This window comes from Streptomyces sp. NPDC127097 (assembly GCF_042724075.1).
In the GTDB taxonomy this organism is placed as follows: Bacteria; Actinomycetota; Actinomycetes; order Streptomycetales; family Streptomycetaceae; genus Streptomyces.
Window position 1 is genome coordinate 63,241 of the sequence record NZ_JBHXFI010000020.1, and the last position, 24,715, is coordinate 87,955.

19 protein-coding genes are annotated in these 24,715 nt (G+C 70.8%); 6 read left to right on the top strand and 13 right to left on the bottom strand.

The window, feature by feature from the left end:
- Positions 1 to 247: 247 nt before the first annotated feature.
- Positions 248 to 4,165, top strand: coding sequence for a leucine-rich repeat domain-containing protein (locus ACFWJW_RS17675; protein ID WP_387241508.1), 3,918 nt, complete (start codon positions 248 to 250; stop codon positions 4,163 to 4,165).
- 56 nt (positions 4,166 to 4,221) lie between these two features.
- On the opposite strand, the gene ACFWJW_RS17680 is transcribed toward ACFWJW_RS17675, so the two are convergent.
- A complete protein-coding gene (locus tag ACFWJW_RS17680; protein WP_387241511.1) occupies positions 4,222 to 5,391 on the bottom strand; it encodes an MFS transporter in 1,170 nt (389 codons plus the stop codon).
- A gap of 100 nt (positions 5,392 to 5,491) precedes the next feature.
- Here ACFWJW_RS17680 and ACFWJW_RS17685 point away from each other — a divergent pair, with 100 nt between their 5' ends.
- Positions 5,492 to 6,493, top strand: a complete 1,002-nt coding sequence (locus ACFWJW_RS17685; protein WP_387241514.1) for an ArsR/SmtB family transcription factor — start codon at positions 5,492 to 5,494, stop codon at positions 6,491 to 6,493.
- A gap of 250 nt (positions 6,494 to 6,743) precedes the next feature.
- A complete protein-coding gene (locus tag ACFWJW_RS17690; RefSeq protein WP_387241517.1) occupies positions 6,744 to 7,220 on the top strand; it encodes a hypothetical protein in 477 nt (158 codons plus the stop codon).
- A gap of 75 nt (positions 7,221 to 7,295) precedes the next feature.
- Here the strand turns inward: ACFWJW_RS17690 and ACFWJW_RS17695 are convergent, their stop codons facing one another.
- From ACFWJW_RS17695 to ACFWJW_RS17710, 4 genes are all read right to left on the bottom strand, one after another.
- Positions 7,296 to 8,747, bottom strand: a complete 1,452-nt coding sequence (locus ACFWJW_RS17695) for an amino acid permease (protein ID WP_387241644.1) — start codon at positions 8,745 to 8,747, stop codon at positions 7,296 to 7,298.
- Positions 8,748 to 8,872: 125 nt separating this feature from the next.
- On the bottom strand, positions 8,873 to 9,088 hold the full coding sequence (locus tag ACFWJW_RS17700; protein WP_387241520.1) for a dodecin: 216 nt from the start codon (positions 9,086 to 9,088) through the stop codon (positions 8,873 to 8,875).
- A gap of 98 nt (positions 9,089 to 9,186) precedes the next feature.
- Entirely contained in the window at positions 9,187 to 9,648 is a 462-nt protein-coding gene (locus ACFWJW_RS17705) for a universal stress protein (RefSeq protein WP_387241523.1), read from the bottom strand.
- Between the two features lie 77 nt (positions 9,649 to 9,725).
- Positions 9,726 to 10,433 carry a PAS domain-containing protein gene (locus ACFWJW_RS17710; protein ID WP_387241526.1) on the bottom strand — a complete coding sequence of 236 codons (708 nt, stop codon included), beginning with the start codon at positions 10,431 to 10,433 and terminating at the stop codon, positions 9,726 to 9,728.
- A 105-nt stretch (positions 10,434 to 10,538) separates the two neighbouring features.
- Between ACFWJW_RS17710 and ACFWJW_RS17715 the strand changes: the two genes are divergently transcribed.
- A complete protein-coding gene (locus tag ACFWJW_RS17715; protein WP_387241529.1) occupies positions 10,539 to 13,727 on the top strand; it encodes a cytochrome P450 in 3,189 nt (1,062 codons plus the stop codon).
- Between the two features lie 173 nt (positions 13,728 to 13,900).
- Positions 13,901 to 14,500, top strand: coding sequence for an SUKH-4 family immunity protein (locus ACFWJW_RS17720; RefSeq protein WP_387241533.1), 600 nt, complete (start codon positions 13,901 to 13,903; stop codon positions 14,498 to 14,500).
- A 49-nt stretch (positions 14,501 to 14,549) separates the two neighbouring features.
- On the opposite strand, the gene ACFWJW_RS17725 is transcribed toward ACFWJW_RS17720, so the two are convergent.
- A complete protein-coding gene (locus ACFWJW_RS17725; protein ID WP_387241536.1) occupies positions 14,550 to 15,113 on the bottom strand; it encodes a DUF2165 domain-containing protein in 564 nt (187 codons plus the stop codon).
- A gap of 174 nt (positions 15,114 to 15,287) precedes the next feature.
- On the opposite strand from ACFWJW_RS17725, the gene ACFWJW_RS17730 reads away from it, so the two are divergent.
- The gene (locus ACFWJW_RS17730; RefSeq protein WP_387241539.1) at positions 15,288 to 16,322 is read left to right on the top strand and encodes a phosphatidylinositol-specific phospholipase C domain-containing protein; all 1,035 of its coding nucleotides are present in this window, start codon (positions 15,288 to 15,290) and stop codon (positions 16,320 to 16,322) included.
- Here the strand turns inward: ACFWJW_RS17730 and ACFWJW_RS17735 are convergent.
- The 7 genes from ACFWJW_RS17735 to ACFWJW_RS17765 all read right to left on the bottom strand — a co-directional run bounded on the left by ACFWJW_RS17735 (position 16,294) and on the right by ACFWJW_RS17765 (position 24,715).
- Complete coding sequence (locus tag ACFWJW_RS17735) at positions 16,294 to 17,421, bottom strand: trypsin-like serine peptidase (RefSeq protein WP_387241542.1); 1,128 nt, start codon at positions 17,419 to 17,421, stop codon at positions 16,294 to 16,296. The two genes, ACFWJW_RS17730 and ACFWJW_RS17735, sit on opposite strands and share 29 nt — an antisense overlap.
- A gap of 301 nt (positions 17,422 to 17,722) precedes the next feature.
- Complete coding sequence (locus ACFWJW_RS17740) at positions 17,723 to 18,658, bottom strand: phosphatidylinositol-specific phospholipase C (protein WP_387241545.1); 936 nt, start codon at positions 18,656 to 18,658, stop codon at positions 17,723 to 17,725.
- 148 nt (positions 18,659 to 18,806) lie between these two features.
- The gene (gene egtD, locus ACFWJW_RS17745) at positions 18,807 to 19,769 is read right to left on the bottom strand and encodes an L-histidine N(alpha)-methyltransferase (RefSeq protein WP_387241548.1); all 963 of its coding nucleotides are present in this window, start codon (positions 19,767 to 19,769) and stop codon (positions 18,807 to 18,809) included.
- Complete coding sequence (gene egtC / locus ACFWJW_RS17750; protein WP_387241551.1) at positions 19,766 to 20,521, bottom strand: ergothioneine biosynthesis protein EgtC; 756 nt, start codon at positions 20,519 to 20,521, stop codon at positions 19,766 to 19,768. Before egtC ends, egtD begins: the two co-directional genes overlap by 4 nt.
- Positions 20,522 to 20,558: 37 nt before the next feature.
- Positions 20,559 to 21,881: an ergothioneine biosynthesis protein EgtB gene (gene egtB / locus ACFWJW_RS17755; RefSeq protein WP_387241554.1), complete on the bottom strand. Its 1,323-nt coding sequence runs from the start codon at positions 21,879 to 21,881 to the stop codon at positions 20,559 to 20,561.
- Positions 21,878 to 23,155, bottom strand: coding sequence for an ergothioneine biosynthesis glutamate--cysteine ligase EgtA (gene egtA / locus ACFWJW_RS17760; protein WP_387241557.1), 1,278 nt, complete (start codon positions 23,153 to 23,155; stop codon positions 21,878 to 21,880). The genes egtB and egtA overlap by 4 nt, the downstream gene beginning before the upstream one ends.
- Before the next feature lie 348 nt (positions 23,156 to 23,503).
- Positions 23,504 to 24,715 carry a pyridoxal phosphate-dependent aminotransferase gene (locus ACFWJW_RS17765; protein WP_387241560.1) on the bottom strand — a complete coding sequence of 404 codons (1,212 nt, stop codon included), beginning with the start codon at positions 24,713 to 24,715 and terminating at the stop codon, positions 23,504 to 23,506.

The following is a 24,715-nucleotide window of genomic DNA, read 5'->3' on the forward strand; positions in this document are numbered from 1 at the left end:
ACCAGTTGCGTGCGGGGCCGGGACGGGGAAGGGGAGGGTGCCACCAGCGACTCGGGGTGGAGCGCCGCTCAGGCCCTCGCCGAAGGCCCTGAAGGGGGTAATTCCCGCCGCGCCGGGCCGAGTTTCCGAATCTGTCGGACGGCGCCGTAGCGTGAGCGAGCGCCGCGATCGACTTTATGGATTCACTCGCGCCTGACTGGCACGGCGCGAGAGCATCATCCACAAAGCAATGGGATGGGGTGGGCTAGTGGAACCACGGGATGAGCTGGCAGCTGCTGAAACGCTCGTCGACATCTGCCGGCAGGCCGGAGCGCATGAGCTGGATCTCTCAGGGCTGGCCCTGAATACGTTGCCTGAGTCGATGGCGGAGCTCACTCAACTCACCACGCTCAACTTAGGTGGCAACCGGCTGACGACCGTCCCGGAGAGCCTGAGCAGCCTCACTCGACTCACCTGGCTCGACCTGAGTAGCAACTTGCTGACGACTGTGCCGGAGAGCCTGGGCAACCTCACCCGCCTCTGGTGTCTCGATCTGGACAACAACGACCTCACTACCGTCCCGGAGTGGTTGGGCAATCTCGGTCAACTCACCGTGCTCAACCTGGGGAGCAACCGGCTGACGTCTGTCCCGGAGAGCCTGGGCAACCTCGCCCAACTCACCGAGCTCTCTCTGGACAACAACCGGCTGACGTCTGTGCCGGAGTCGCTGGGCAACCTCACCCAACTTGCCACGCTCTACCTGACGACCAACCGGCTGACGTCTGTGCCGGAGTCGCTGGGCAACCTCACCCAACTCACCGAGCTCTATCTCGCCGGCAATCAGCTGACCACGGTGCCGGAGTGCCTGGGTGACCTCACCCAACTCAGTACGCTCTACCTGAGCAGCAACCGGCTGACGAGTGTGCCGGAGCTGCTGAGGAACCTCACCCAACTCACCGAGCTCAACCTGAGCAACAACCGGCTGACGGCTGTCCCGCAGTCGCTGAGGAACCTCACCCAACTCACCGAGCTCGACCTGAGCAACAACCGGCTGACGGCTGTCCCGCAGTCGCTGAGGAACCTCACCCAACTCACCGAGCTCAGCCTGGGTGGCAATTCGCTGACGTCTGTGCCGGAGAGCCTGGGTAACCTCACCCGTCTCACCCGGCTCAATCTGTACGAGAACGAGCTGACGGCCGTCCCGGAGAGCCTGGGTAACCTCACCCGTCTCACCGAGCTCAATCTGTACGGGAACCAGCTGACGGCCGTCCCGGAGAGCCTGGGTAACCTCACCCAACTCGAAATGCTCCGTCTCGACATCAATCAGTTGACTGTCATTCCGGAGTCGCTGGGCGGCCTCACTCACCTTGACCGTCTTGACCTGGACAACAACTGCCTGACGTCTCTCCCGGAGAGCCTGGGTAACCTCACCCGCGTAACCGAGCTCTACTTGTTCGCAAATCGGCTGACGTCTCTCCCGGAGAGCCTGGGTGACCTCACCCAACTCAACTCGCTCAACCTGAGCGACAACCAGCTCATGTCCGTCCCGGAGGGGCTGGGCAACCTCACGGAACTTGCCTGGCTCGACTTGAGCGGCAACCAGCTGAGGTCGGTCCCGGAGAGCTTGGGTGACCTCACCCAACTCGTGGATCTCAACCTGAACGGCAACCAGCTGACGGCCGTCCCGGAGAGCCTGGGCAAGCTCACCCACCTCATCGAGGTCAGCCTCAGTGACAACCAGCTGACGTCCCTCCCCGAGACTCTGGGCAACCTCACCCAACTCACCACGCTCTCCCTGAGCGGCAACCAGCTGACGACCCCACCGCCAGAGATCATTTCTGCCGGCGCTCAGGCAGTGGTGTCCTTTCTTGCCGAGATGGGGCGCGACCCGGTCAGTCAATGGGCTTCAAAAGTTGTGGTGGTGGGTGAGGGGCGAGTAGGCAAGACGTCGCTGCTGCGTTCTCTTCGAGGAGAACCTCATAACCCTCACGAGGCCAGCACACATGGGCTCACGGTCGACAGCCTCGATCTGGCCCATCCGAACCCCCCGAGGGGTGAGGATGTGATCATGCGCCTGAGCACCTGGGATTTCGGCGGCCAGGAAATTTACCATGCGACTCATCAGTTCTTCTTGACCGACCGTTCCCTGTTCCTGCTGCTCTGGGATGCACAGATCGGTTGGGAGGGGAGCAAGCTTCACTATTGGCTTGACATGATTAAGGCGCGTGCCCCACATGCCCCAGTGGTATTGGTAGCTACCCACTTGGGGCCTCGGCCTCCGGACCTGCCACTCACCGAACTCAAGGAAACCTATCCAGGGCTCATTGTGGCGAGTCTCGCCGCAGACAGTGAAACCCGTGAAGGTCTCGACGAGGTGCGGGAGTTCATCCGTTTCGAAGCCGCGCGTCTCCCTTTGATGGGGGCGACTTGGCCCCGCCGATGGCTCGAGGCCGCCGATGCGGTTCGGGCAGCCGAGGCCAAGCATGTCGAACCCGAGCAACTGTACGCCTTGATGGCCAAGCACGGAGTGACGGAGGAAGCCCACCAGCAGGCGTTGACCGCCGCCCTGCACAGCCTGGGCGACTTGCTCTTCTACCCGGAGGACGAGGAGCTGTGCGACTTGGTGGTCCTGCGCCCGCAATGGCTGACCGCCTACATAAGTCGGGTCCTGGACTCGGAGAAAGTCCTGGAGAACGGCGGGCTGTTCGACCACAATCTGGGTAATGAAATCTGGCGGGACGTTGAACGAGCCATGCGCCGGCACTTCATCAGAATGATGGAGAATTTCGACCTGTCCTACCGCACCGAAGACCGCATGAGCAGTCTTGTGGTGGAACTTCTCCCTTGGGACCCGCCGCCCTACCAGGAGCGGTGGGACGCGTTGCTGAGCGACGAGCAGCGCGAGTTGCGGCTGCGGTACCGGATGCACACCGTGCCGCCGGGAATTCCTACCTGGTTCATCGCTCGGGAGCACCGGTTCTCCGCTGGACTGCGCTGGCGTTCGGGTGCCTTGCTGCGACATCCAGATGGCGAGCACTTCGGCCTGGTGGTGGTGGACCGGCATGCCAAGGCAGCGGAAATCCGCGTTCGCGGGACATACCCCCACGATTTCTTCGCGGTGCTCAAGGACGGCTTCGAGCAGACCTTGCAGCGCTACCCCGGCCTCGACATCACCCGGTCGGTTCCCTGCCCGTACAAGGATGAGAACGGCAATTCTTGTGCTCACGAGTTCCCCCACACCCAGCTGGTGGCTCGACTCGCCCGTAAGCCGCCCCGCGAAAGCATCGAATGCCCCGAACATCTGGAAGACCTGGACGTGCGTATGCTGCTTCAGGGAATCGAACCGCCGACTGCCCGCCGCTCGGAGGCGCTGGCAGCTGAGGCGCTCGCCAAACTCGATCAGATGCAGCGGAACGTGCAGGAGCACCACGAAGAAGTCCGGGGTCGGTTCGACCAGGCCACCACGATTTTCACCGAAGAGCTGGGGCGGACTCGCGCAGAGGTTTCTGCTGTGCTGGCCGAGCAGCAGCGCGGATTCCTCACAGCGCTCAGGCGCGAGCATTCGCGAAATGAAGTGCTGTGTCCGAGCCTTGTATGGGTTCGGCGGCGGGGCCGGCGTCGTGCTGCGGGCTTGCTGCCGGGCGAGATGTTCCAGCTGCACCTCTGCTGCGAGGCGCCGGGCGAATGGCACTTGTTGGCGGATGTCGAGCCCTATGAGGTGTCTGCGGCGTCCGAGTTCACCAATACCGTGCTGTTGCCCTATGTGCAGCGCACACTCTCGGTCCTGAAATACGTGGTTCCAGTTTTCGGCGCCGGACTGGGAATGGCCTCGGAAGATCTGGAGAAGCTCTTGAAAGACGACATCGAGCTGATGAAGTCCCTGCTCGATGGGCTGCCCGAGGAAGCCGGCACTCGGATGAGTGACGGTCAAGTGCAGTCCATGGTCAGGGCAGAGGACCATGCTGAACACCGCCGCATGTACCAACTCCTCAAGGAGCTTGACCCCGCCGAGGTGTGGGGTGGCCTGAACAAGATCACGACACCCGAAGGTCACACGTACTGGTTGTGTCGCGAGCACGCCCAGACCTACCGGCCATCGATGCCACCGATCGAGCCGGCTTCCCCCTCGCCACTCCCCGGGCCCGAAAGCGCACGCCACCCGTACCAAATCCACCGACTGAGCTGATGCAGAGGTGTAGCTGAGTCAACCGTCATCGACCACACGTGTCGCGAGGGAAGCTCTCACCCGACCGGCCGCGAGATTCGCAGACCGGGCGCCAGCACAACCGTGACCACCACCGACGCGGCCGCCACCGTCGCCATCGCGGTCGCGGGCGAGGTGCGCTCGGCCACGGCGCCGGCCAGTGCGGCGCCCACACCCTGAAGGGCCAGCATGCCGGAGGAGTGCAACCCCAGGGCGTGTCCGCTCAGTTCGTCCGGGGTCAGTGAGATCAGGCGCTCCTGCAAGGGGAGGTTCGCTGCATAGCCGACGGTGGCGAGCAGTACGGCGGCCAGTGCGAGGGGGAGCGCCGGGCGGACGGCGAACAGCAGATACGGCACGGCGAGCAGCAGACACAGTGGGACACAGAGCCGTGGCCGCCACCGCCGGGGGACGCATCTGCCGATCAGGATGTCCCCGGTCAGCATGCCGAGGGCGCCGCAGGCGAAGAGGAGTCCCGCGTGCCGGGGCGCGTAGGGCACATAGAGGGACTCACAGCCGACGATCAGCCCGTTGGGCACCCACAGGGCGAGGTAGACGGTGCGGCGGGGGCCGGCGGACCACAGACGGGCGTTGTTGCGCCAGGTGTCGGCCACCGACGGCCGGCCCGCGGAGCGCGGTGGCCGCCGTCCGAGACCGCACCGGGCGACGGCCGCGGCGGCGGCGTACAGCCCTGCCCCGGCGAGCAGGGTGCCTCGCGCCGACAGGACGGTCACGAGGACACCGCCGGCCGCGAATCCGCAGATCTGTAGCAGACCGGCGGACATGTTGAGCACCGAGCGGCCCAGCAGGTAGCCCTCGCGGGCCAGGATCTCGTGGAGCAGCCCGTAGCGCACTCCACCGCTCAGCGAGGAGACCGGCCCGAGCGCCAGGAGGACGGCGAAGGCCGCCCACACGGGCAGCCCCGGGAGGGCCTGGACGGCGGTGCCCAGGACGAGGAGGAGCGCCAGGCCGGTCAGTGCGGCGCGCGGCGGGAGCCGGTCGGCCGCCGACAGCAGGGTCGCCGCGCCGATCACCTGGGCGAGGGCCGGGCCGAACATGGCCAGGGCGGAGAGCAGCGCAGAGCCGGTCGCGGCGTAGACCCGGTGGCCCAGGGCCAGTCCGCTCATGGTCTGCGCCCCCACCTGTAGGGCGGAGGTCAGGAAGAAGGGAGTGAACTCCGGTGTACGGAGGAGCTGTCGGTAGGTGCGCACGGTCCCGGAGTCTCGGGGGCCGCGCGGGCGGGGCGTTACTGTTTCGCGGGTCGGCGAAACCACGGCGAACGGCGCGGAGCGGGGAAGCGGGGGAGGGGAGATGGGCTGGTGGGAAGTGAGCGCGGACACCCTAGCCGGAAGCCGTTTCGCGATCTCCCCGCTGGCCGAGACCCTCGCCACACTGAAGACCCTGCACCGGGGCGCGGCCGCGCATCCGGGGGAGCGGTCCTGGCTCGAACGTCATCTGCCCGCCTACCGCCGGCGGCTGGCCGACGACCCGGTCACCGCCGCGCTGGTCCGGGCCGCTCTCGGACACCGCTGGAACGCGACCTTTCTGACGCCCACGCCGACCGGTGACCCGGTAGCGGAACTTCCCTCCCTCGCCGAGGAGTTGGCGCCTGTCCGGGCAACCTCCTCCGCCACCGTCCGCGCCGATCTTGCTGTTTCCCTGGGGGGCCGGCCGCTCCCCGGCCCGCTGCGTCGCTCCGATGACCTGCCCGAGCGCACCGCCGGGCTGCTGGAGTGGGTGTGGCAGGAAGCGGTGCTGCCGTACTGGGCGCGACGCCGCCGGGTCCTGGAGGCCGATGTCCTCACCCGCAGCGCGCAGCTGAGCCGGGGCGGCTGGACCGCGGCGCTGGCCGGGATGCGTCCCGGTATGCGCTGGCTGGGGGCGAACCGGCTACAGATCACGGCGGACGACCATCCGCCGCGCGAACTCGATGGGGCGCGGCTGCTGTTCGTCCCCGTCACACCGCAGCAGAGCTGGCTCTCGTGGGACGTCCGCCCGGCCCCGGGCCGACAGCGGTCCGCCGTGGTGTATCCGTGCTCGGGGGTGCTGGCCGAGACCGGACAGGTGGCTGTGCCCGAGGCGCTGGGCGCGTTGCTGGGCGCCGCGCGGGCGGGCGTACTCGTCCTCCTCGGCTCGCCCAAGACCACCACCCAGTTGGTGGCGCTGACCGGACAGGGCCTGGGGTCGGTGGGCCGCCACCTCAAGGTGCTGCTCGACGCCCGGCTGATCGGCCGCCGCCGGGCCGGGCGGTCCGTGCTCTATTTCCGGACGGCGGCCGGCGAGGTGCTGGTGGCAGCACAGTGTGACGGATGAGCAGGGTGTTCCGGCCGGGTCGTTCCGTCGGCCGGGTGCCCGGAAAATCATGGGGTTCTGCCTTGCTCTCTTCAGGGGCGCGTGCCTCAATGGGCAGCGATTCAGGTCGCTGACCAACCGTCAGATCTGGACGGTGCGTCGGCACGGGGTCCGACCGCGGCCCCCGGGTGGCTGCCTGTCGTTCCTCCCGCACCCCTCGACGGCCGGTGCCATGGACCTGCACCCCCCTCACGAAGGCGGTAACCCCCCTATGAAGCACCTCAGACCCGGCAGATTCGGCCTCCGTACGGCACTTGTCGTCGCCGTCGCCACCGCGGGCACCCTCGCGATGGCACCTGCCGCCCCCGCGGTGACCCCCGGCACCGCCACCCTCTCCTTCGACTGCGGCTTCTACGGTTCCGGTACGGGGACGCTCACCGCGACCCAGAACGGCACGGCCGCGACCATCAGCCTCTCCACCTCGGCGATCACCTCACCCATAGCCATCGGCGCGAACTCGGTGGCGTCCACCCTCACGCTCACCAAGAACGGCTCCGGGACCACGCAGTTCAGCGGCAAGGCCAACCCGGCGATCCCGGCCGGCAGCCCGGTCTCCACCGGACCGCTCAGCGGTACGGTCGCCGCGGGCGACCGCCTGGAGGCCACCTCCCTGAAGGTCGTGGTGTTCGGCATCACGGCCACCTGCAAGGCCACGTCCAAGCAGTCGCCCGGACCGTTCGTCTTCTGAGAGACGGGCGGGGGCCGGCGGACCCACGCCCGCCGGTCCCCGCCGCACGGCCGCCGCCCGGTCAGCGGGCGCGGCTCACAGCTTCCCCGGGCCGTTCCCCGCACCGGAAGCCTCCCGTTCCGCCCGTGCCAGATTCGAGCGGCGGTAGGAGTAGGCGAAGTAGATGACCATGCCGACCAGGAACCACACCGCGAACCGGACCCAGGTCTGCCACGCCAGGAACGTGATCAGCCAGATCGAGAAGCACACCCCGATCGCCGGCACCACCGGCATGCCCGGCGTACGGAACGTCCGCGGCAGGTCGGGACGCTTGTAGCGGAGCACGATCACCGCGATGCAGACCACCACGAACGCCAGCAGGATGCCGATGTTCGTCAGCTCGGCGGCCTCACCGATCGGCAGGAAACCCGCGATGGCCGCGGAGGCGAAGCCGACGATCCAGGTCACCCGGGTCGGCACATGGTGCTTCGGGCTCGTCTTGGCGAACCACTTCGGCAGCAGACCGTCACGGCTCATCGAGAACCACACCCGGGTCACCCCGAGCATGAAGGTGAACATGACGGTCAGAATGCCGATGATCGCGCCGACCGCGATGACATCCGCGAGGCTGCTCAGGCCCACCGACTTGAACGCCGACGAGAAACCGCTCTCCGGGTCGATGTCCTTGTAGTTCTGCATACCCGTCAGCACCAGGCAGGCCAGGACGTACAGCACCATCGAGACCGCCAGCGAATACATGATCGCCTTCGGCATATGGCGCTGGGCGTCCTTGGACTCCTCGGCCGCGGTGCTCATCGCGTCATAGCCGAAGACGGCGAAGAAGACGGTGGCCGCGCCCGTGAAGGCGCCGGTCACCCCGAACGGGAAGAACGGGTGGTAGTTCGCGGTGTTGATGTGGAAGAAGCCGACCGCGATCACCACGACGACCACCAGGACCTTCAGGCCCACCACGATCGTCTCGAAGCGTGCGGCGTTCTTGATGCCCAGGGTCAGCAGATAGGCGATCAGCAGACAGAGCACCGCGGCGAAGAGGTCCACCCGGTGCCCCGGCCCCGTTCCCGGCGCGCCCAGCATCCAGGCGGGCACATGGACGCCCATTTCGCCGAGCAGAAAGCCGAAGTAGCCGGAGATGCCGATCGCGACCACCGCCACGATCGCGGTGTACTCCAGCAGCAGGTCCCAGCCGATGAACCAGCCCGCCACCTCACCGAGGACCGCGTAGCCATAGGTGTAGGCCGAGCCCGCCTTCGGGATCAGCCCGGCGAACTCCGCGTAGGAGAACGCCGCCGCGGCGCTCGCGATCCCCGCGATGAGAAAGGAGATCAGCACCGCCGGTCCGGCCTTCTCGTTCGCGACGGTGCCGGCCAGTGTGAAGATCCCCGCGCCGATGATGCCGCCGACGCCGATGGCGGTCAGCTGCCACAGGCCGAGCGCCCGGGTGAGCTGCTGGCTCGCGGTGCCTTCCGCCTCTTCAATGTGTTCGATCGGTTTACGGCGCAATACGCCCTGTCCCGCGCGCAGGCCCATCGTCATCCCTCCGTCAGCTCCGTCGTGGTCCGACGGCGGATCATCATGGACCCTCGGGGGCGACTAAGGAAGGCGACTCCCTAGTACTGCCGGGACTCGCCGGGAGACGTACACGGGAGAGGTGTTCAATCGGCGTCCTCCAGCCGGAATCCGACCTTCAGGCCGACCTGGTAATGGTCGATCTCGCCGTTGACGATATGCCCGCGGACCTGGGTGATCTCGAACCAGTCGAGATTGCGCAGGGTGTCCGCGGCGCGCTTGATGCCATTTCTGACCGCGGCGTCCATGCTCTGCTGGGACGTACCGACGATCTCGGTCACGCGATAGGTGCGGTCGGTCACGGTGGTCTCCCTCGCCGGGGCGGCGCTCCGCCCGTCCACTTTCCACCGTGCATCAGGGCGCCGCACCCCACCAGCGGAGCGGCGGGCGGCCCGGGGGCCTACGGCACGACGGTGACCGGCCAGCGGCCGGCCTTCACCAGCCGCACCGCGACCGAGCCCATGATGCGGTGCCCGGCCGACTCCGAGGCGCCGACCACCACCGCGTCCGCCGTCAGCTCGTCGGCCATCTGCACCATGCCGTTGTACGGGTCGCCCCGCAGGGTGTGGAACTCCCAGCGCACCTGGTATATCCCCTGGAGCCGCTCGGTCGCGCGGCGGATCTCGGCCATCAGCTCCTCGGCCACCTCGTTCGTGGCATCCACCACCGGGGCCCCCATCGCCGCGCCGGCCGGCAGCACCGGCTGGACATAGACCAGGGCGAGCTTCGAGCCCTGGCGCCTGGCCAGTCCCGCCGCGTAGGCGGCGGCGCGCCACGACGAGTCGGAGCCGTCGATCCCGACGACGATGACCTTCGGGCCGTCCGTTCCGCGCTCGAACTGCGCGGCTGCGTTCTCCTCCACACCACGGAGGTTATCCGCACACACGTGCCCCCGGGCCGCCGGGCCGCCCCGCCGTCCCCGGGGCCCGCCCCGCCCGGTCAGGCGGGCGCCGGCGGCCAGCTGTCCGCCGACAGCACGCCCAGCACATACGCCCTGGCCACCAGCGCCGTACGGCCCTGCACCCGCCAGCGGCGGGCCAGCCGGGTGAGGTGGTAGTTCACCCCGTCGACCGTCAGGCCGAGCGCCGTACCGATCGACGCCGTGGTCGCGCCGCCCGCGGCAAGCGCCAGGATGCGGGCCTCCACCGGGCTCGCCGGGGCGCGCGGCGCCGGCGCCGGAGCGGGCTCGCCGACCCGCAGCAGCGCCAGCAGGGCGGGCGGGTGCACCGACGGATCGCCCACCGGATCGATCGTCAGCTCCCCTTCCCGTGTACTGCCGTCGGACCCGTCCCGCCAGCGCACCTCCACCGGATAGCGCGACCGGCGCCCCATGCGCAGCGCCTCGGTCAGCCGGTCGAGCTGTGCCTTCGCCCGGGGCTCGAAGAGATCCAGCAGATTGCGGCCGCGGAGCCGTCCCGGTGCCGCGCCCCACTGGGCGGCCATCGCCGGGTTGGCGATCAGCACCGTGCCGTCGGCCCGGCACACCGCGATCGGGGTGGGGATACGGTCCAGCAGGATCAGGAAGTAATTGCGCCAGGGGCCGTCCGCGTACGGCCCGGCCGGGTCGATCTCCGCGCTGTCACAGGACGGCTTGCCCGCGCCGTCGGCCTCGGCGCCCCGTGTACCGCCGGCAGTCCCGTTGTCCATTGCCTCTTCTCCGGTCCGCGCGCAAGAGCGAGCAGCGAAAAACCACTGCACAATCATGCAGTTGTCCGGGCGTCACCTGCGCATGGGGGCCCGCACGCTGGAGACATGACCGACACCATCGCGCTCCACAGCGACGAACGCGCCGCCGATGACGGCATTCCGGTGGCCGACCTGACGGACACCGGGCTCACCCACACGCCCCTCCAGCAGTCCATGGACCTCGCTCGGATCCACGGCCCCGTCTTCAAGCGCAAGCTCGGCGAGCGGGAGACGCTGTTCGTCTCCGCGCTCGACCTGGTCACCGAGGTCGCCGACGAGTCCCGCTTCAGCAAGGGTGTGTCGGTCATCCTGGAGAACGTCAGAGAGTTCGCCGGTGACGGTCTGTTCACCGCCTACAACGACGAGCCGAACTGGGCCAAGGCACACGAGGTCCTGATGCCGGCCTTCGCGCTCGGCTCGATGCGCACCTACCACCCGGCGATGCTCAAGGTCGCCCGCCGGGTCATGGCCGCCTGGGACCGGCGGGCCGCCGACGGCACGCCCGTCCAGGTCGCCGAGGACATGACCCGGATGACGCTGGACACCATCGGACTGGCCGGCTTCGGCTTCGACTTCGAGTCGTTCTCCCGAGGTGACACCCCGCACCCGTTCGTCGAGGCCATGGTGCGCTGCCTCCAATGGAGCGGTGCGAAGTTCTCCCGTGACCCCGACGCCGACCACTCCGCGGCGGACGCGGCCTTCCAGGCGGACGCCGACTATCTCGCCTCCGTCGTCGACGAGGTCATCGCCGCCCGCACGGCGAGCGGCGAGAGCGGCGACGACGATCTGCTCGGCCTGATGCTCGGTGCCCGGGGAAAGAAGGGCGGCGCGGCGGGCGACGGCCCCACACTGGACCTCGCCAACATCCGCAACCAGGTCATCACCTTCCTGATCGCCGGCCACGAGACCACCTCGGGCGCGCTCTCCTTCGCCCTCTACCACCTGCTCAAGGACCCGCTCGCGCTGCGCATGGTCCAGCGTGAGGCCGACGAGCTGTGGGGCGACCAGGCCGACCCCGACCCCTCGTTCGAGGACATCGGACGGCTGCCGTTCACCCGGCAGGTCCTCAACGAGGCGCTGCGGCTGTGGCCCACCGCCGCCGCCTTCACCCGGCAGGCCCATGAGGACACCCTGCTCGGCGGCCGCTACCCGGTGAAGGCGGGGGAGCTGATCACGGTGCTCACCCCGATGCTGCACCGCGACCCCGCCTGGGGCGACAACCCCGAGCTGTTCGACCCCTCCCGCTTCAGCCCGGAGGCCGAGGCGGCCCGCTCCCCGCACGCGTACAAGCCCTTCGGTACCGGTGAACGCGCCTGCATCGGGCGGCAGTTCGCCCTCCACGAGGCGACCATGCTGCTCGCCCTCCTGGCCCACCGCTACCGTCTGATCGACCACGGCGACTACCGGCTGCGCATCAAGGAGACGCTGACCCTCAAGCCCGACGGATTCACCCTCACCCTGGCCGCCCGGACGCCCGCCGACCGGGCCGCGGTCCGCGCCGCGCTGGCCGTGCTCCCCGGCGGCGCCGAGGGCACCGGGAACGACGCGGCCACCGACGAGGGGCTGCCGACCCGCGTCCCCCAGGGCACCGGACTGCTGCTGTTGCACGGCAGCAACTACGGCACCTGCCGCGAGTTCGCCGAGCGGCTCGCCGACGAGGCCACCGGGCTCGGCTTCGCCGCCGATGTGGCGCCGCTGGACGCCTGGGCCGGTGCGCTGCCCGCCGACCGCCCGGTCGTCATCGTCGCCGCCTCCTACAACGGCCGGCCCACCGATGACGCGGCCGCCTTCGTCCAGTGGCTGAACACCGCGCAGGACGGCGCCGCCGCGGACCTGCCGTTCGCCGTGCTCGGCGTCGGCGACCGCAACTGGGCCGCCACCTACCAGCACATACCCACCCTGATCGACGACCGGCTCGCCGCGCTCGGCGCCCACCGGCTGCTGCCGCGTGCCGAGGCCGATGCCTCCGGCGACCTCGGCGGCACCGTCAAGGAGTTCGCCGCGGCACTGCGCGCCGAGCTGCTGACGCGGTACGGCGACCCGGCCACCACCGGCGCCGCCGCGCCGGCCGGGCAGGACACCGGCTACACCGTCACCGAGATCACCGGCGGTCCGCTGGACGCCCTCGCCGCCCGCCATGACCTCGTCCCGATGACCGTCACCGAGGCCCATGACCTCACCGCCGAGGGCCGGCCGCGGCCCAAGCGCTTCCTGCGGATCGCCCTGCCGGACGGCGTCACCTACCGCACGGCCGACCACCTCGCGGTGCTGCCGGCCAACGCCCCGGCGGCGGTCGAGCGGGCCGCCCGGGCCCTGGGCGCCGACCCGGACACCGTCCTCGCGCTGCACTCCGGCGGCCGCGCCGGACGCGACACCCTGCCGGTCGACCGTCCCCTGACGGTGCGGCAGCTGCTCACCCACCACCTGGAGCTGGGGATGCGGCCGACGCCCGGACAGGCCGCCGTGCTCGCCGCCCACAACCCCTGCCCGCCCGAGCGCCAGGCCCTGGAGACCCTCGCCGAGGACGACCCGCGCACCCTGATCGAGCTGATCGAGGACCACCCGGCGCTGCGCGGGGCGCTGCCCTGGCCGGTGCTGCTGGAGCTGCTGCCGCCGCTGCGCACCCGGCATTACTCGCTGTCGTCCTCGCCCGCCACCGACGCCCGGCACGCCGATCTGATGGTCTCGCTGCTGCCCGGCGGCACCGGCTCGACGTATCTGCACGGTGTGCGGCCCGGCGACACCGTACTGGCCCGCGTCCAGCCCTGCCGCGAGGCATTCCGCCTCGACCCGGCCGATGACACCCCCGTCATCCTGGTCGCTGCGGGCACCGGCCTCGCGCCCTTCCGCGGCGCCGTGGCCGACCGGGTCGCCGCGGGACAGCGGTCCCCCGCCCGGCTCTACTTCGGCTGTGACGACCCCACCGCCGACTTCCTGCACGCCGCGGAGTTCACCGCGGCCGAAGCCGCCGGCGTCATCTCCGTACGCCCCGTCTTCAGCGAGCGCCCCGAAAACGGCCACCGCTTCGTCCAGCACCGGATCGCCGCCGAGGCCACCGAGGTGTGGGAGCTGCTGAAGGCCGGCGCGCGGGTGTACGTCTGCGGGGACGGCAGCCGGATGGCCCCCGGCGTACGCGCCGCCTTCCGCGAACTGCACGGCGCCCGCACCGGCGCCTCCCCGCAGGAATCCGAGGCATGGCTCCGCGAACTGACCGCCTCCGGCCGCTACATCGAGGATGTGTACGCGGCGGGCTGAGGGCCGTCGCGGGACCGCGGGGCGGCGCTTCCGCCGCCCCGCGTGGGGCTTCCGCCGATGGCGATCAGCGGCTGACGGGCTCTCGCATCGCGTGGTGAACGCGTTGTCAGACCCCTGTGGTCTGCTGGAGACAGGAGACCGGCGGCGCGCCGGTCGGAATGCGGGAAGGCACCATGACCACGACTGCCGAGAAGATCCCCCGGGTACCGGACACGGCCTGGCTGGAGGAGCGGTTCGGTACCGGATCCCTCTGGCGGCCCGCCGAGGACGAGCTGCCGGCGGAGCTCACCCACCAGCGGTCGCGGGAGTTCCTGACCACGGTCGGATTCCCCGCGGTCCGGATCGCCGCCATCGGCTTCGACGCGACGCATCTGCGGACGGACGACGGCGATGCGCTGCACGCCTTCGACGCCGACGAGCTGTACGGCGAGCGCTACCCGGACGACGACTCACCCCCGGTCAACTTCTGCTTCTCGGTCGGCAGCTGCGGCGAACAGCTGCTGATGCTCGACGGTGAATACGGCGGCATCGACCACTACGACCCCAGCGGCTGGGACCACGGTGCCGGACACCAGGGCGCCGCGGCCTCGTCGCTGCCCGGTCTGGCCGTCCTCCTGGGACTGATAGCCGAGCGCAGCGACGAGCTGACCGCGGACGACCGGGCCACGGCGCGCGCCGCCGTGGCGGCGCTGCGCGAGCTGATGTGCGGTCATGACACGGCGGTCGGGGAATCGCCCTTCTGGCACACGGCGTTCTGGTACCGGGCGGACTGAGGAGCCGCACGCCGCCTCCCTGGTGCGGAGACGCCCCCGGGACATGCCCTTAGGAGGCTTCTCCGCCCGCCTCGATCTCGGTGCTGCCCCGTCCGGCCGCCCCCGGGAGGTGGACGACCAGCAGGGCGATCCCGGCGAGGGTCACATTGCGGGTGGCCGCCTCCAGGCCGTTCCAGGTCTTGGACTGCCACATGGAGAACCACTCGCCGCCGATGGCGAGGAAGCCCGCACCGAAGAGGAGCAGGAGCATCAGCAGGCCGACGGTGCTGACCAGCCGCGCCCGGGCGAGACCGTCCCGGCGTCGCATGCCCCGCGCCCACAGCCCGGTCGCCACGATCAGTACCAGGGCGGCGAGCGTCTCCCAGGCGATGATGCCGAGGTAGGCGGCGTCCTGCCAGGTGCGTGAGGTGATGGCCCGGCCCATCAGGTCCGGATCCTTGAACGTGGTGTCCATGGCCAGGACATGCCGGACGAACTCCTGATTGGTGCCGAAGTCGGTGATGTTTCCGAAGGCGACGAGGGCGATGTAGAGCGCGACGATGCCCGTGAGGGTGGCGGCCGCGAGCGGCAGTCCGGTGTGCGGTATCCGGTTGGTGGAGCTTTTGTCGGACATGGGTCCTCCTCGAGTCGGTTGCGTGGTCTGATCTTTGCTTATCCGTCAGCCACCCCGTGCGCCCCCTGTCCCTCAACTCCCGTACGCTGCTCCCCGATCGACCGGGTGACCGACCGGTCGATCGGCCGTTGGGCGCGTGGCCGGACGGCCGGACACCTAGGGGAAGCGGGGCACATGAACGGAAAGCGGTGTGTGGGAACGGTCGCCGTCGCGGCGGCGGCGGTGCTCGCGACGACCGTGCCGGCGGGCGCCGAGCCGGCCGGCACGACATACGGCACCAGCACGTCCGTGGGCGTTCACAACGCCTATGAGAAGGAGAAGTACCCGTACTTCGCGGATGCCCTGGACTCCGGCGCCGCACTGCTCGAACTCGACCTCTGGACCAATGGCCTGGGCCGGTCCTTCCGGGTCTCGCACAGCAACCCACTGGGCAACAACAGCAACTGCGAGGGCGCCGCGAACCCCTCGGAGCTGCGCACCAAGGACCGCAACCAGGACTTCGCCGGATGTCTCGCCGATGTGCGGGCCTGGCACGACGCGCACCCCGGCCACCGTCCGATCCTCTTCAAGATCGAGATGAAGGACGGCTTCAACGCCAAGGGCGGCCGCGGCCCCGCCGAGTTCGACGCGCTGGTGCGCGAGAAGCTGGGCGACGCCGTCTACGGCCCCGGCGATCTCACCGCCGGGCACGCCACCCCCGACGAGGCGGTGCGGGCCGGCGGCTGGCCCTCCCGTGCCGACCTGGCCGGCAAGTTCCTGATCGAGCTGATACCCGGCACCGTCGAGGAGAAGAACCCGTTCGACAAGCTGTGGACGGACGTGGAGTACGCCGGACACCTCAAGAACCTCGCGGCACAAGGGAAACTGGCCCGGTCGACGGCCTTCCCCGCGGTGCACGGCGCCGCCCCCGGCGACCCCCGCGAGCGCTATGCGGACCCGGCGCTGCGCCCCTGGTTCGTGGTCTTCGACGGTGACGCCGCGACCTATCTGAACGGCAGTATCGACACCGCCTGGTACGACACCCGGCACTACCTGCTGATCATGACCGACGCCCACAACGTGCCGCCGGCCATCGACGGCACCCGTCCGACCGAGGCCCAGGCGCTGGCCCGGGTCCGGCAACTCGCCGCCGCTCACGCGAGCTTCGCCACCGCGGACTGGTATCCGCTGCCGTCCGTCCTCAAGACCGTGGTGCCGCGCGGGGCCTGACGCCGGACGCGGCGGCCCGGGCGGCGGCCCGCGGGGGCCGCGGTCCCGGCTGTGCGGTCGCCCGCCGGTAGAGCGCGGCCACGTCCGGGCCGAACCGGCTGCTGTACGAGACGAGGTCGTCACCGCCCTCGTCGCGACCGCCGATCACACCGATCAGCGCACCGGTCCCGGTGGCCGGATCGAGGTCGGTGAGCATCGGCCCGCCGCTGGTCCCGTTCGGGAAACCCGGGCAGGAGAAACGGAGTTGCGCCGGGCCCTGGGCGTCCGCCGTGTGCCGGCAGCTGACCGGTACGTCCCGGTCCTCGGGGTAGCCGGTCAGCTGTGCCGGGCGCCCGGCCGGTGTGTCGAAGCGGATGCGTTCGGCGCCGGTGACGTCCGCTATCCGGCCGCCGGCCCGGCCCGCCCGGCGCACCCGCAGGAACGCCACATCGTGGTCGGGGTCCCGGTCACGGATCCAGCGCGGATCGACATGGATCCGGGTGGGCACCCACAGGCCGTACGGCGCTATGCCGTCGTGCAGACCGGGCGCGAACACCAGCCGGGTGCGGAAGCCGTCGTCGTGCACACAGTGCGCCGCGGTGGCGATCAGATCGCCCGCCGGGGACTGCACCACGCTGGCCGTGCAGTGGTGGACCGGTCTGCCCTCGTCGTCGGGGGAGAAGAGCGCGCCGATCGCCGGCGAGGGCGCCGCCGGGGCGGCCAGCAGCGGCCGGGACCGGGACAGCGGGGACGCCATGACGCTGTCGTGCCGTGCGGCGGCCACCGCCGGGCCGGGCCGCTCCTGGTAGGGCCCGGCGAGCACCGCGGCGGCGGCGTGGTCCCCGTCGGCCCGGTTCGCCAAGTACGAGCCGGTGGCGATGTCCCCGGGGGCCAGGAACGGATCGCGGGACGGGGAGCCCAGCGCCAGGACCGTGCTGCCCACGACCACGGTCAGCACGCCGAGCGCCAGGGTCACCCGCAGCGGAACGCCGTCCCGGCCACGGCCGGTGCACGCCGCCTCGCCGGGACCCGGGCAGACCTCGGCCGCCGGCCCCCCGGCGTCCTCGGCCGCCCCGCCGGCGCTGTCCGCCGGCACGGTCCCGCGTTCGCTCGTCTCCACCAGCCGCCGCCTCCCCGCATCAGCCGGCGACACCCCCTTGGACGCAGGGGCGGCACCGGATCCAGACATTTCACCCAGTCTGATGCAGGGGTGGCCGCTGTGGTTGGGTCACCCGGCCGCCTCATTCCGCACGAGCGGCGCGGGGAACCGGGAAAACCCGCACCGGGGCACCCGGCGGAAGCGGAATCCGTGGGCCGGGCGGGCCGGTCGCACCGGGCGTGGTGACGCCGCCGCCCGGCCGCCGCTCCTTAGGCCGGTCGGGTGACCCGTGGGCGGCCGCCGAGCCCGCCGGCCGCCGCCCTCAGGCCGCGCGCCGCAGCCGCCGCCCCGCGAGGTTGTGCCCGATCAGCGTCTCGGCCAGGCCGGCCTCGTTCGGGAAGTCCATCGGCACGATGCCCAGGCCGGTCCAGCCGCTCCCTTCCGAGCCCGTCAGCAGCCTCTTGACCTGCGGGTTGAGGCGGTCCGCGGTGGAGCGGGGCGGGAGCAGGGCGGCGGTGCTGACGTAGTTGACGAACAGCTTGCCGGGCTGGGTGACGGCCTTGCGGAACTGGGCCTCGATCTTCGGGTACTTCCCGAACGGCTCCGCCATGTAGTCGTCCTGGATGTCGAACAGCTGCGGATCGGCGTAGCGGACCCCGCCCAGGCCCTCGGAGTCCGCCAGCAGCACGACCCGGCCACGGGCCTGACCCAGCGTCGGCAGCCCGGCGTCCAGCCGGAACAGCGACCGATAGCCCTTGTCGTCCAGATAGATGCCGAAGATCCGGCGGAACTCCTCGGCGGAGACCTCCGAGTACTCCTGCTTGACCCGCATCAGCACCGTTTCGGAGGGGTGCGCCCGGAGGAACGCCCGGCAGGCGTTGAGCACATCGCCGAACATCAGCTCCTGGTAGAACGCGCCATGATGGATGGCGAAGACGTTGTCGACGGCCCGGCAGCGGACGTCCAGGAAGCGTATGCCGGAGGCGAGTTGGGCGTCGATGGTGGTGTTCTGGCAGGCCACCCAGGGGCCGCCCAGCCGGGCCCCGGAGTCATGGGTGCCGGGGATCGTCAGCCGCTGGACCGGGGTGCCGTCGCCGAGCGCCGCCATCCAGTCCGCCACGGACACCGCGGGCGCCTGGCGTTCCGCGGCACCGGCTGTGAACTGCCCGCTGCCGGCGCCCGCCAGCACCCCGGCGGCCGACAGTCCGGCCGCGCCCCTGAGGAATCCCCGTCGATCCAGCCCCGGTCCCAGCCCCATGCCGCTTCCCCTGCCCGTCGAGTCTGCGTGCGTGCGCACCGGCCGTCCGGTGCGAGCCCGCGGTCGGGGGGCATCGAACCACATCGTGGGCGAACACGGCACCCGGCCGGCGGACCCGAGGGGCACGCCGGCCGGGCAGCCGCCGCTGTCAGATCCGGAAGGACAGGGACAGCGCGAAGCGGTCCGCGCTGTCCGTCCACCAGTTCTTCAACTCCAGCCCCGCCTCCGCGAGTTCGGCGCGCACGCCCTCCTGGCGGAACTTGGCCGAGACCTCGGTGCGCACCTCCTCGCCGGCCGCGAAGGTCACCGCCAGGTCCACTCCGGGGATCTTGACGGTCAGGTCCTTACGGGCCCGCAGCCGCATCTCGATCCACTCCTGTCCGGCGTTCCACAGGGCGACATGGTCGAAGTCCGCCGGGTCGAAGTCGCCGCCCAGCTCGCGGTTGATGACCTCCAGGACGTTCTTGTTGAACGCGGCCGTGACCCCCTGCGGATCGTCGTAGGCGGTGACCAGGGTCGCCTCGTCCTTGACCAGGTCGGTACCGAGCAGCAGGGCATCGCCCGGGGACAGCATGGCGTGCACGGAGTGCAGGAACGCCGAGCGCTCCTCGGGGAGCAGATTGCCGATGGTGCCGCCGAGGAAGGCGAGCAGCCGCGGGCCGGGCGTCCCGGGGAGTTCCATGCCCTGCTGGAAGTCGGCGACCAGCGCGTGCACGGTCAGCCCGGGGTGCTCGGTGAGCAGCGCCTCGCCCGCCGCGGCCAGCGCGGATTCGCTGACGTCGATCGGCAGATAGGTGTGCAGTCCGGTCAGCGCGCCGAGGAGATGGCGGGTCTTGTCGGAGGAGCCGGAACCCAGCTCGATCAGCGTACGGGCCTGGGTGGCGGTGGCGATGTGATCGGCGCGGGTGAGCAGGATCTCCCGCTCGGCCCGGGTCGGGTAGTAGTCGGGCAGCTTGGTGATGTCCTCGAACAGCTCGCTGCCACGGGCGTCGTAGAACCACTTCGGCGGCAGCTGCTTGGGTGTACGGGACAGGCCCTGGGCGACATCGGCGCGCAGTGCGGCCGCGGTGGCGTCGGCAGGGAGGGTGCGGGTGATGCTGAGCGGGCTCACGTCGCGGGCTCCTTGAGCGGGGTGAGGTGGACCTCGGTCCGGGTGGCGCGCAGCAGCGTGCGGTCGGGGACCTCGGTCCAGTGGGGGGAATCGTCGTACGGTTCGGAGGCGACGACCGTGCCGCCTTCGGGAAGGGACCGATGGCACAGTGTGTCGCCCCAGGCGGTGGCGGCGATGGTGGTGCCGTCGGTGAGCAGCAGATTGAGCCGGGACCCGGGCGCGGCCCCGGCGACCGCCGCGACGGTACCGGCCAGCGCGTCGCCGAGCTCGTCGCCGCGCGCCAGCCGGTGCAGCACCAGCGCCCACAGGAACGCCGCGTCACAGCGGGCCGGCAGCCGCAGCAGCTCCTCCGGCGGCAGCTCGGCGGCCAGCGGGGCGAGCGCGTCCGGCCAGCCGGCCACCGCCCCGTTGTGGCTGAACAGATAGCGGCCGGTCGCATACGGCGCGGCCGCGGCCTCGGCGTCCGCCCCGGCCACGGTGGCGTCCCGCACGGCGGCCAGCAGCGCGCCGGTGCGTACCACCCGCGCCAGGTCGGGCAGCAGATCGTCGCCCCAGATCGGCCCGGCCCGCCGGTAGCGCGCGGGCACCGGGTCGCCGGGCGCGTACCAGCCGACGCCGAACCCGTCGGCGTTGACCGTGCCGTGCCGCTGGCGGCGCGGCGCCCATGACTGCCGGTAGAGGCCGTGCGGCGGGGCGAGCAGTATCTGCCCGAAGGGCCGCTCCGGTCCCAGGTAGGCAAGGTGTCGGCACATCAGGCACCGGCCTCCCCACGTGGCGGGGCCGCGGGCCTCATGCGTCCACCGCCGCCGGGTCGGCGTCCCGCGCGGTCCGGAACCCGGCGAAGATCTGCCGGCGGACCGGCAGGTCCCAGTTGCGGAAGGTGCCCCGGCAGGCGACCGGGTCGACCCCGAACGAACCGCCGCGCAGCACCTTGTGGCCGTCGCCGAAGAACACCTCGGAGTACTCCCGGTAGGGGAAGGCGGCGAAGCCCGGATACGGCAGGAAGTCGCTCGCCGTCCACTCCCACACATCGCCGATCAACTGCCGGACACCGAGCGGCGACTGGCCGTCCGGGTAGCTGCCGACGGGCGCGGGCCGCAGATGCCGCTGGCCGAGGTTGGCATGCGCCGGGGTGGGGTCCTCGTCGCCCCAGGGGTAGCGCCGGGCCCGCCCGGTCGCCGGGTCATGGCGGGCGGCCTTCTCCCACTCGGCCTCGGTCGGCAGCCGCCGGCCGGCCCAGCGTGCGTAGGCGTCCGCCTCGTACCAGCTCACATGCAGCACCGGCTCGTCCGGCGGCACCGGCTCGGTCACCCCGAACCTGCGGCGCAGCCACTGACCGCCGTCCCGTTTCCAGAAGAGCGGGGCGCGCAGCTTGTGCTCCTGCACCATCGCCCAGCCGGCCTCGGCCCACCAGCGTTGCTCCTCGTAGCCGCCGGCCTCGATGAACCGCTGGTAGGCGCCGTTGCTGACGGGCGTGGTGTCGATCAGGAAGGCGGGCACCAGCCGGCGGTGGGCGGGCCGTTCGTTGTCCAGCGCCCAGGGTTCGGTGGAGGTGCCCATGGTGAACGGGCCGCCGGGGACCAGGACTTCGGCCGGCAGGAGGTCGTCGGGGGCGGGCGGCGGCTCGGGCGCGGTGAGCACGGCCGGGCCGGTGCGCAATTGGTGCGTGATGAGCATGGTCTCGTCGTGCTGCTGCTCGTGCTGCGCGATCATGCCGAAGGCGAAACCGGCGTCGAGCAGCGGACCGCCGTGCAGCGGGGCGCTCTCCAGGATGTCCAGCACCCGGCCGCGGACCTCGGCGACATAGCCGTGTGCCTCGTCGGGGGCCAGCAGCGGCAGCGAGGGGCGCTCGGACCGGGGGTGCTCGAAGGCGTCGTAGACGGAGTCGATGTCGGGGCGCAGCGCGTCACGGCCGCCGACGGTGCGCAGCAGCCACTGCTCCTCCTGGTTGCCTATGTGTGCCAGGTCCCAGACGAGCGGGGACATCAGCGGGGAGTGCTGGGCGACGAGGTCGGGATGCTCGACGCAGGTGGTCAGCAGACGGGTACGGTCGCGGGCGGCGAGCAGCGCCGAGGCCGCGCGCTCACGCAGGAGCTCGGGATCGAGGGTCACTGGCTGTCCTTCCCAACGATGAGATCGCCCTCCGCGGCGTACAGGGCGTCGAGATGGTCGTCCGCGGGGCAGCGGCCGCGTGTCACATAGCGTTCGGTGAACGCCGCGACCGCCGCGCGCACCTCGGGCGAGGCCCCGAGGCGCGGCAGGGCTTCCTGCGCGGCGGCGAAACAGGCCACCGCGGCGGTGTGCAGCTCCGGGTCGGTCAGCGCGGCGCGGGCGGCGTGCCGCCACAGCGGATTGCGCGGCGCGGGGCGGGAACCGGCCGTCTCCGCCAGGGGTTTGACGATGCGGTACGCCCGCTCGGTGGCCTCCGGGTCGTCGAACAGCGCGGCGGTGACGGCCAGCGGCACGATCCAGCCGGCGTCGCCCGACTGCGCGTCGATCATGCGCAGCTCCAGATGGCCGCGCGGCCGTACCGGCGGGAAGAGCGTGGTGACGTGGTAGTCCAGATCCTCCTGGGTGGGCGGCCTGGGGACGCCGGTACGGATCCACTCGCGGAAGGTGAGCCCCTCCGGAGCGTCCCAGTGGCCGTCGTCGGAGCGGATGCACATGACCGGAGCGTCGAGGACGTAGCGCGCCCAGGCGGTGCGTGGATCCGGTCCCGGGGGCGGGGCGAGCGTACGGGCCGGGTCGAGCTGCGACCAGATGACCTGGCGGGTGGTGCGGTAGCCCGTCGGGCAGGTCTCGCTGATCGGTGAGTTGGCGAACGCCGCGGCCAGTACGGCGCCCAGCAGATGGGCCAGCAGCCAGCGCCGGCTGTATCCGAGCGGTCCGGGCTCCTCGTGGCCGGCGTCCACACACACCTGCACGGACGCGGTGGCGCACATCATGGACCGCCCGGCGGAGCCCCAGCGGTCGAAGTACGTCTCCATGGCGTTGTAGCGGGGGTCGGTCAGTACCCGCCGCGGGGGGTGCCACGGATTGTGGCCGTGGCCGGCCAGGCCCAGGCCCATGGCCAGCATGGCGGGCCGGACCTGCGCGAGGTCGGCGGTGACGGCCTCGATGCAGTCGGTGAGGGAGGTGGCGGGCTGTGAGCTGAGTTCCAGCTGGCCGCCGGGTTCGAAGGTCAGCAGAGAGGTGAGGGGGAGCGCGCGCAGGGCGGTGACCGCGCTCTTCAGCCGGGCCGGTTCGACCGGACATCGGGGGTTGCGCGCATCATGGACCAGCCATTCGATCTCGACGCCGATACGGCGCGGCGGGCCCGTCTTGAAGCATATTCCGCGCAGGTGCGCTTCCAGTTCCGCTTCCGATACCGCAGGTCGTACGGGCATCGAATCCCTCTCCCTTGTGGGGTGACGGCAGGATTGCCGCCCTCCACCTAATCTGCTGCGGGCGATGCGCTCAAGAGCGCGTTCGGTCAGCGGACGGCGGAGCGGACGCCCACCGGGCGAGGGGGAGGGCCGGGGCCCGGAGACCACCCGAGGTGCCGCGGCGCCTCCTCGGCGTCAGGACGGCCTTCCTGCCCGCCGCACGGGCCGGGGACCGTATCGGCGGGCGGTGGACGGGGCCCGGGGAGGGGTACGGCCGTTCGAGTGAGTGCGGGGCGGGGTGCGGTTTGTCACCCCGGCGGCCCGGCGGCCCGAACGGTCCGGCGGCCCGGTGCGGGCGGCCGCCCGGTGTCACTGGCGGTAGCCCGCCAGGAAGCGTCCGATCCGGCTGATCGCCGCGTCCAGGTCATCGGCGTGCGGGAGGGTGAGGATGCGGAAGTGGTCCGGGCGCGGCCAGTTGAAGCCGGTGCCCTGGACGACCTGGATCTTCTCCCGCAGCAGCAGGTCGAGGACGAACTTCTCGTCGTCGTGGATCTTGTGCACGGCCGGGTCGAGGCGGGGGAAGGCGTAGAGCGCGCCCTTGGGCTTGACGCAGGAGACGCCCGGGATCTCGTTCAGCCGCTCCCAGGCCCGGTCGCGCTGCTCGTGCAGCCGGCCGCCCGGCAGCACCAAGTCCTGGATGGTCTGCCGGCCGCCGAGCGCGGCCTGGATGGCGTACTGCGCGGGGGCGTTCGGGCACAGCCGCATGGAGGCGAGGGTGCCCAGGCCCTCCAGATAGTCGGCCGCGTGCTGCTTGGGGCCCGTGACCACCAGCCAGCCGGAGCGGAATCCGGCCACGCGGGAGGACTTGGACAGTCCGCTGAACGTCAGACAGACCAGGTCGGGAGCGAGGACCGCGGCGTGGTGGTGCACCGCGCCGTCGTACAGGATCCGGTCGTAGATCTCGTCGGCGAAGACCATCAGCCCGTGGCGCCGGGCGAGATCGAGCATGCCGTCGAGCAGCTCGCGCGGATAGACGGCGCCGGTCGGATTGTTGGGGTTGATGATGACCATCGCCCGGGTCCGGTCGGTGATCTTCGAGGCGAGGTCGTCGAGGTCCGGCAGCCAGTCCGCGGACTCGTCGCAGAGATAGTGCACGGGCTTGCCGCCGGCGAGCGAGGTGACCGCCGTCCAGAGCGGGAAGTCGGGGGCCGGGATGAGGACCTCGTCACCGTCGTCGAGCAGGGCCTGCACCGCCATCGAGACGAGTTCGGACACGCCGTTGCCGAGGTAGATGTCGTCCACGCCGACGTCGGGCATCCCGTTCTGCTGGTAGTGCTGGGCGACCGCGCGGCGGGCCGAGAGGATGCCGCGGGACTCCGTGTAGCCGTGCGCGCGGGACAGATTGCGCATCACGTCCTGAAGGATCTCTTCGGGGCACTCGAAGCCGAACAGCGCCGGATTGCCGGTGTTCAGCCGCAGCACGCTGTGGCCCGCCTCCTCCAGCGCGTCCGCGTGCTCGATCACCGGCCCGCGGATCTCGTAGCAGACGTCGGCCATCTTGCTGGACTGCTTGAACTGCAT

Bases quoted from the DNA above. Each gene is read 5' to 3' on its own strand.
- ACFWJW_RS17685 (WP_387241514.1), top strand. From the start codon at position 5,492: ATGGGCTGGTGGGAAGTGAGCGCGGACACCCTAGCCGGAAGCCGTTTC.
- ACFWJW_RS17690 (WP_387241517.1), top strand. From the start codon at position 6,744: ATGAAGCACCTCAGACCCGGCAGATTCGGCCTCCGTACGGCACTTGTC.
- ACFWJW_RS17695 (WP_387241644.1), bottom strand. From the start codon at position 8,747: ATGGGCCTGCGCGCGGGACAGGGCGTATTGCGCCGTAAACCGATCGAA.
- ACFWJW_RS17710 (WP_387241526.1), bottom strand. From the start codon at position 10,433: ATGGACAACGGGACTGCCGGCGGTACACGGGGCGCCGAGGCCGACGGC.
- ACFWJW_RS17715 (WP_387241529.1), top strand. From the start codon at position 10,539: ATGACCGACACCATCGCGCTCCACAGCGACGAACGCGCCGCCGATGAC.
- ACFWJW_RS17720 (WP_387241533.1), top strand. From the start codon at position 13,901: ATGACCACGACTGCCGAGAAGATCCCCCGGGTACCGGACACGGCCTGG.
- ACFWJW_RS17725 (WP_387241536.1), bottom strand. From the start codon at position 15,113: ATGTCCGACAAAAGCTCCACCAACCGGATACCGCACACCGGACTGCCG.
- ACFWJW_RS17730 (WP_387241539.1), top strand. From the start codon at position 15,288: ATGAACGGAAAGCGGTGTGTGGGAACGGTCGCCGTCGCGGCGGCGGCG.
- ACFWJW_RS17740 (WP_387241545.1), bottom strand. From the start codon at position 18,658: ATGGGGCTGGGACCGGGGCTGGATCGACGGGGATTCCTCAGGGGCGCG.
- egtC (WP_387241551.1), bottom strand. From the start codon at position 20,521: ATGTGCCGACACCTTGCCTACCTGGGACCGGAGCGGCCCTTCGGGCAG.
- egtA (WP_387241557.1), bottom strand. From the start codon at position 23,155: ATGCCCGTACGACCTGCGGTATCGGAAGCGGAACTGGAAGCGCACCTG.
- ACFWJW_RS17765 (WP_387241560.1), bottom strand. From the start codon at position 24,715: ATGCAGTTCAAGCAGTCCAGCAAGATGGCCGACGTCTGCTACGAGATC.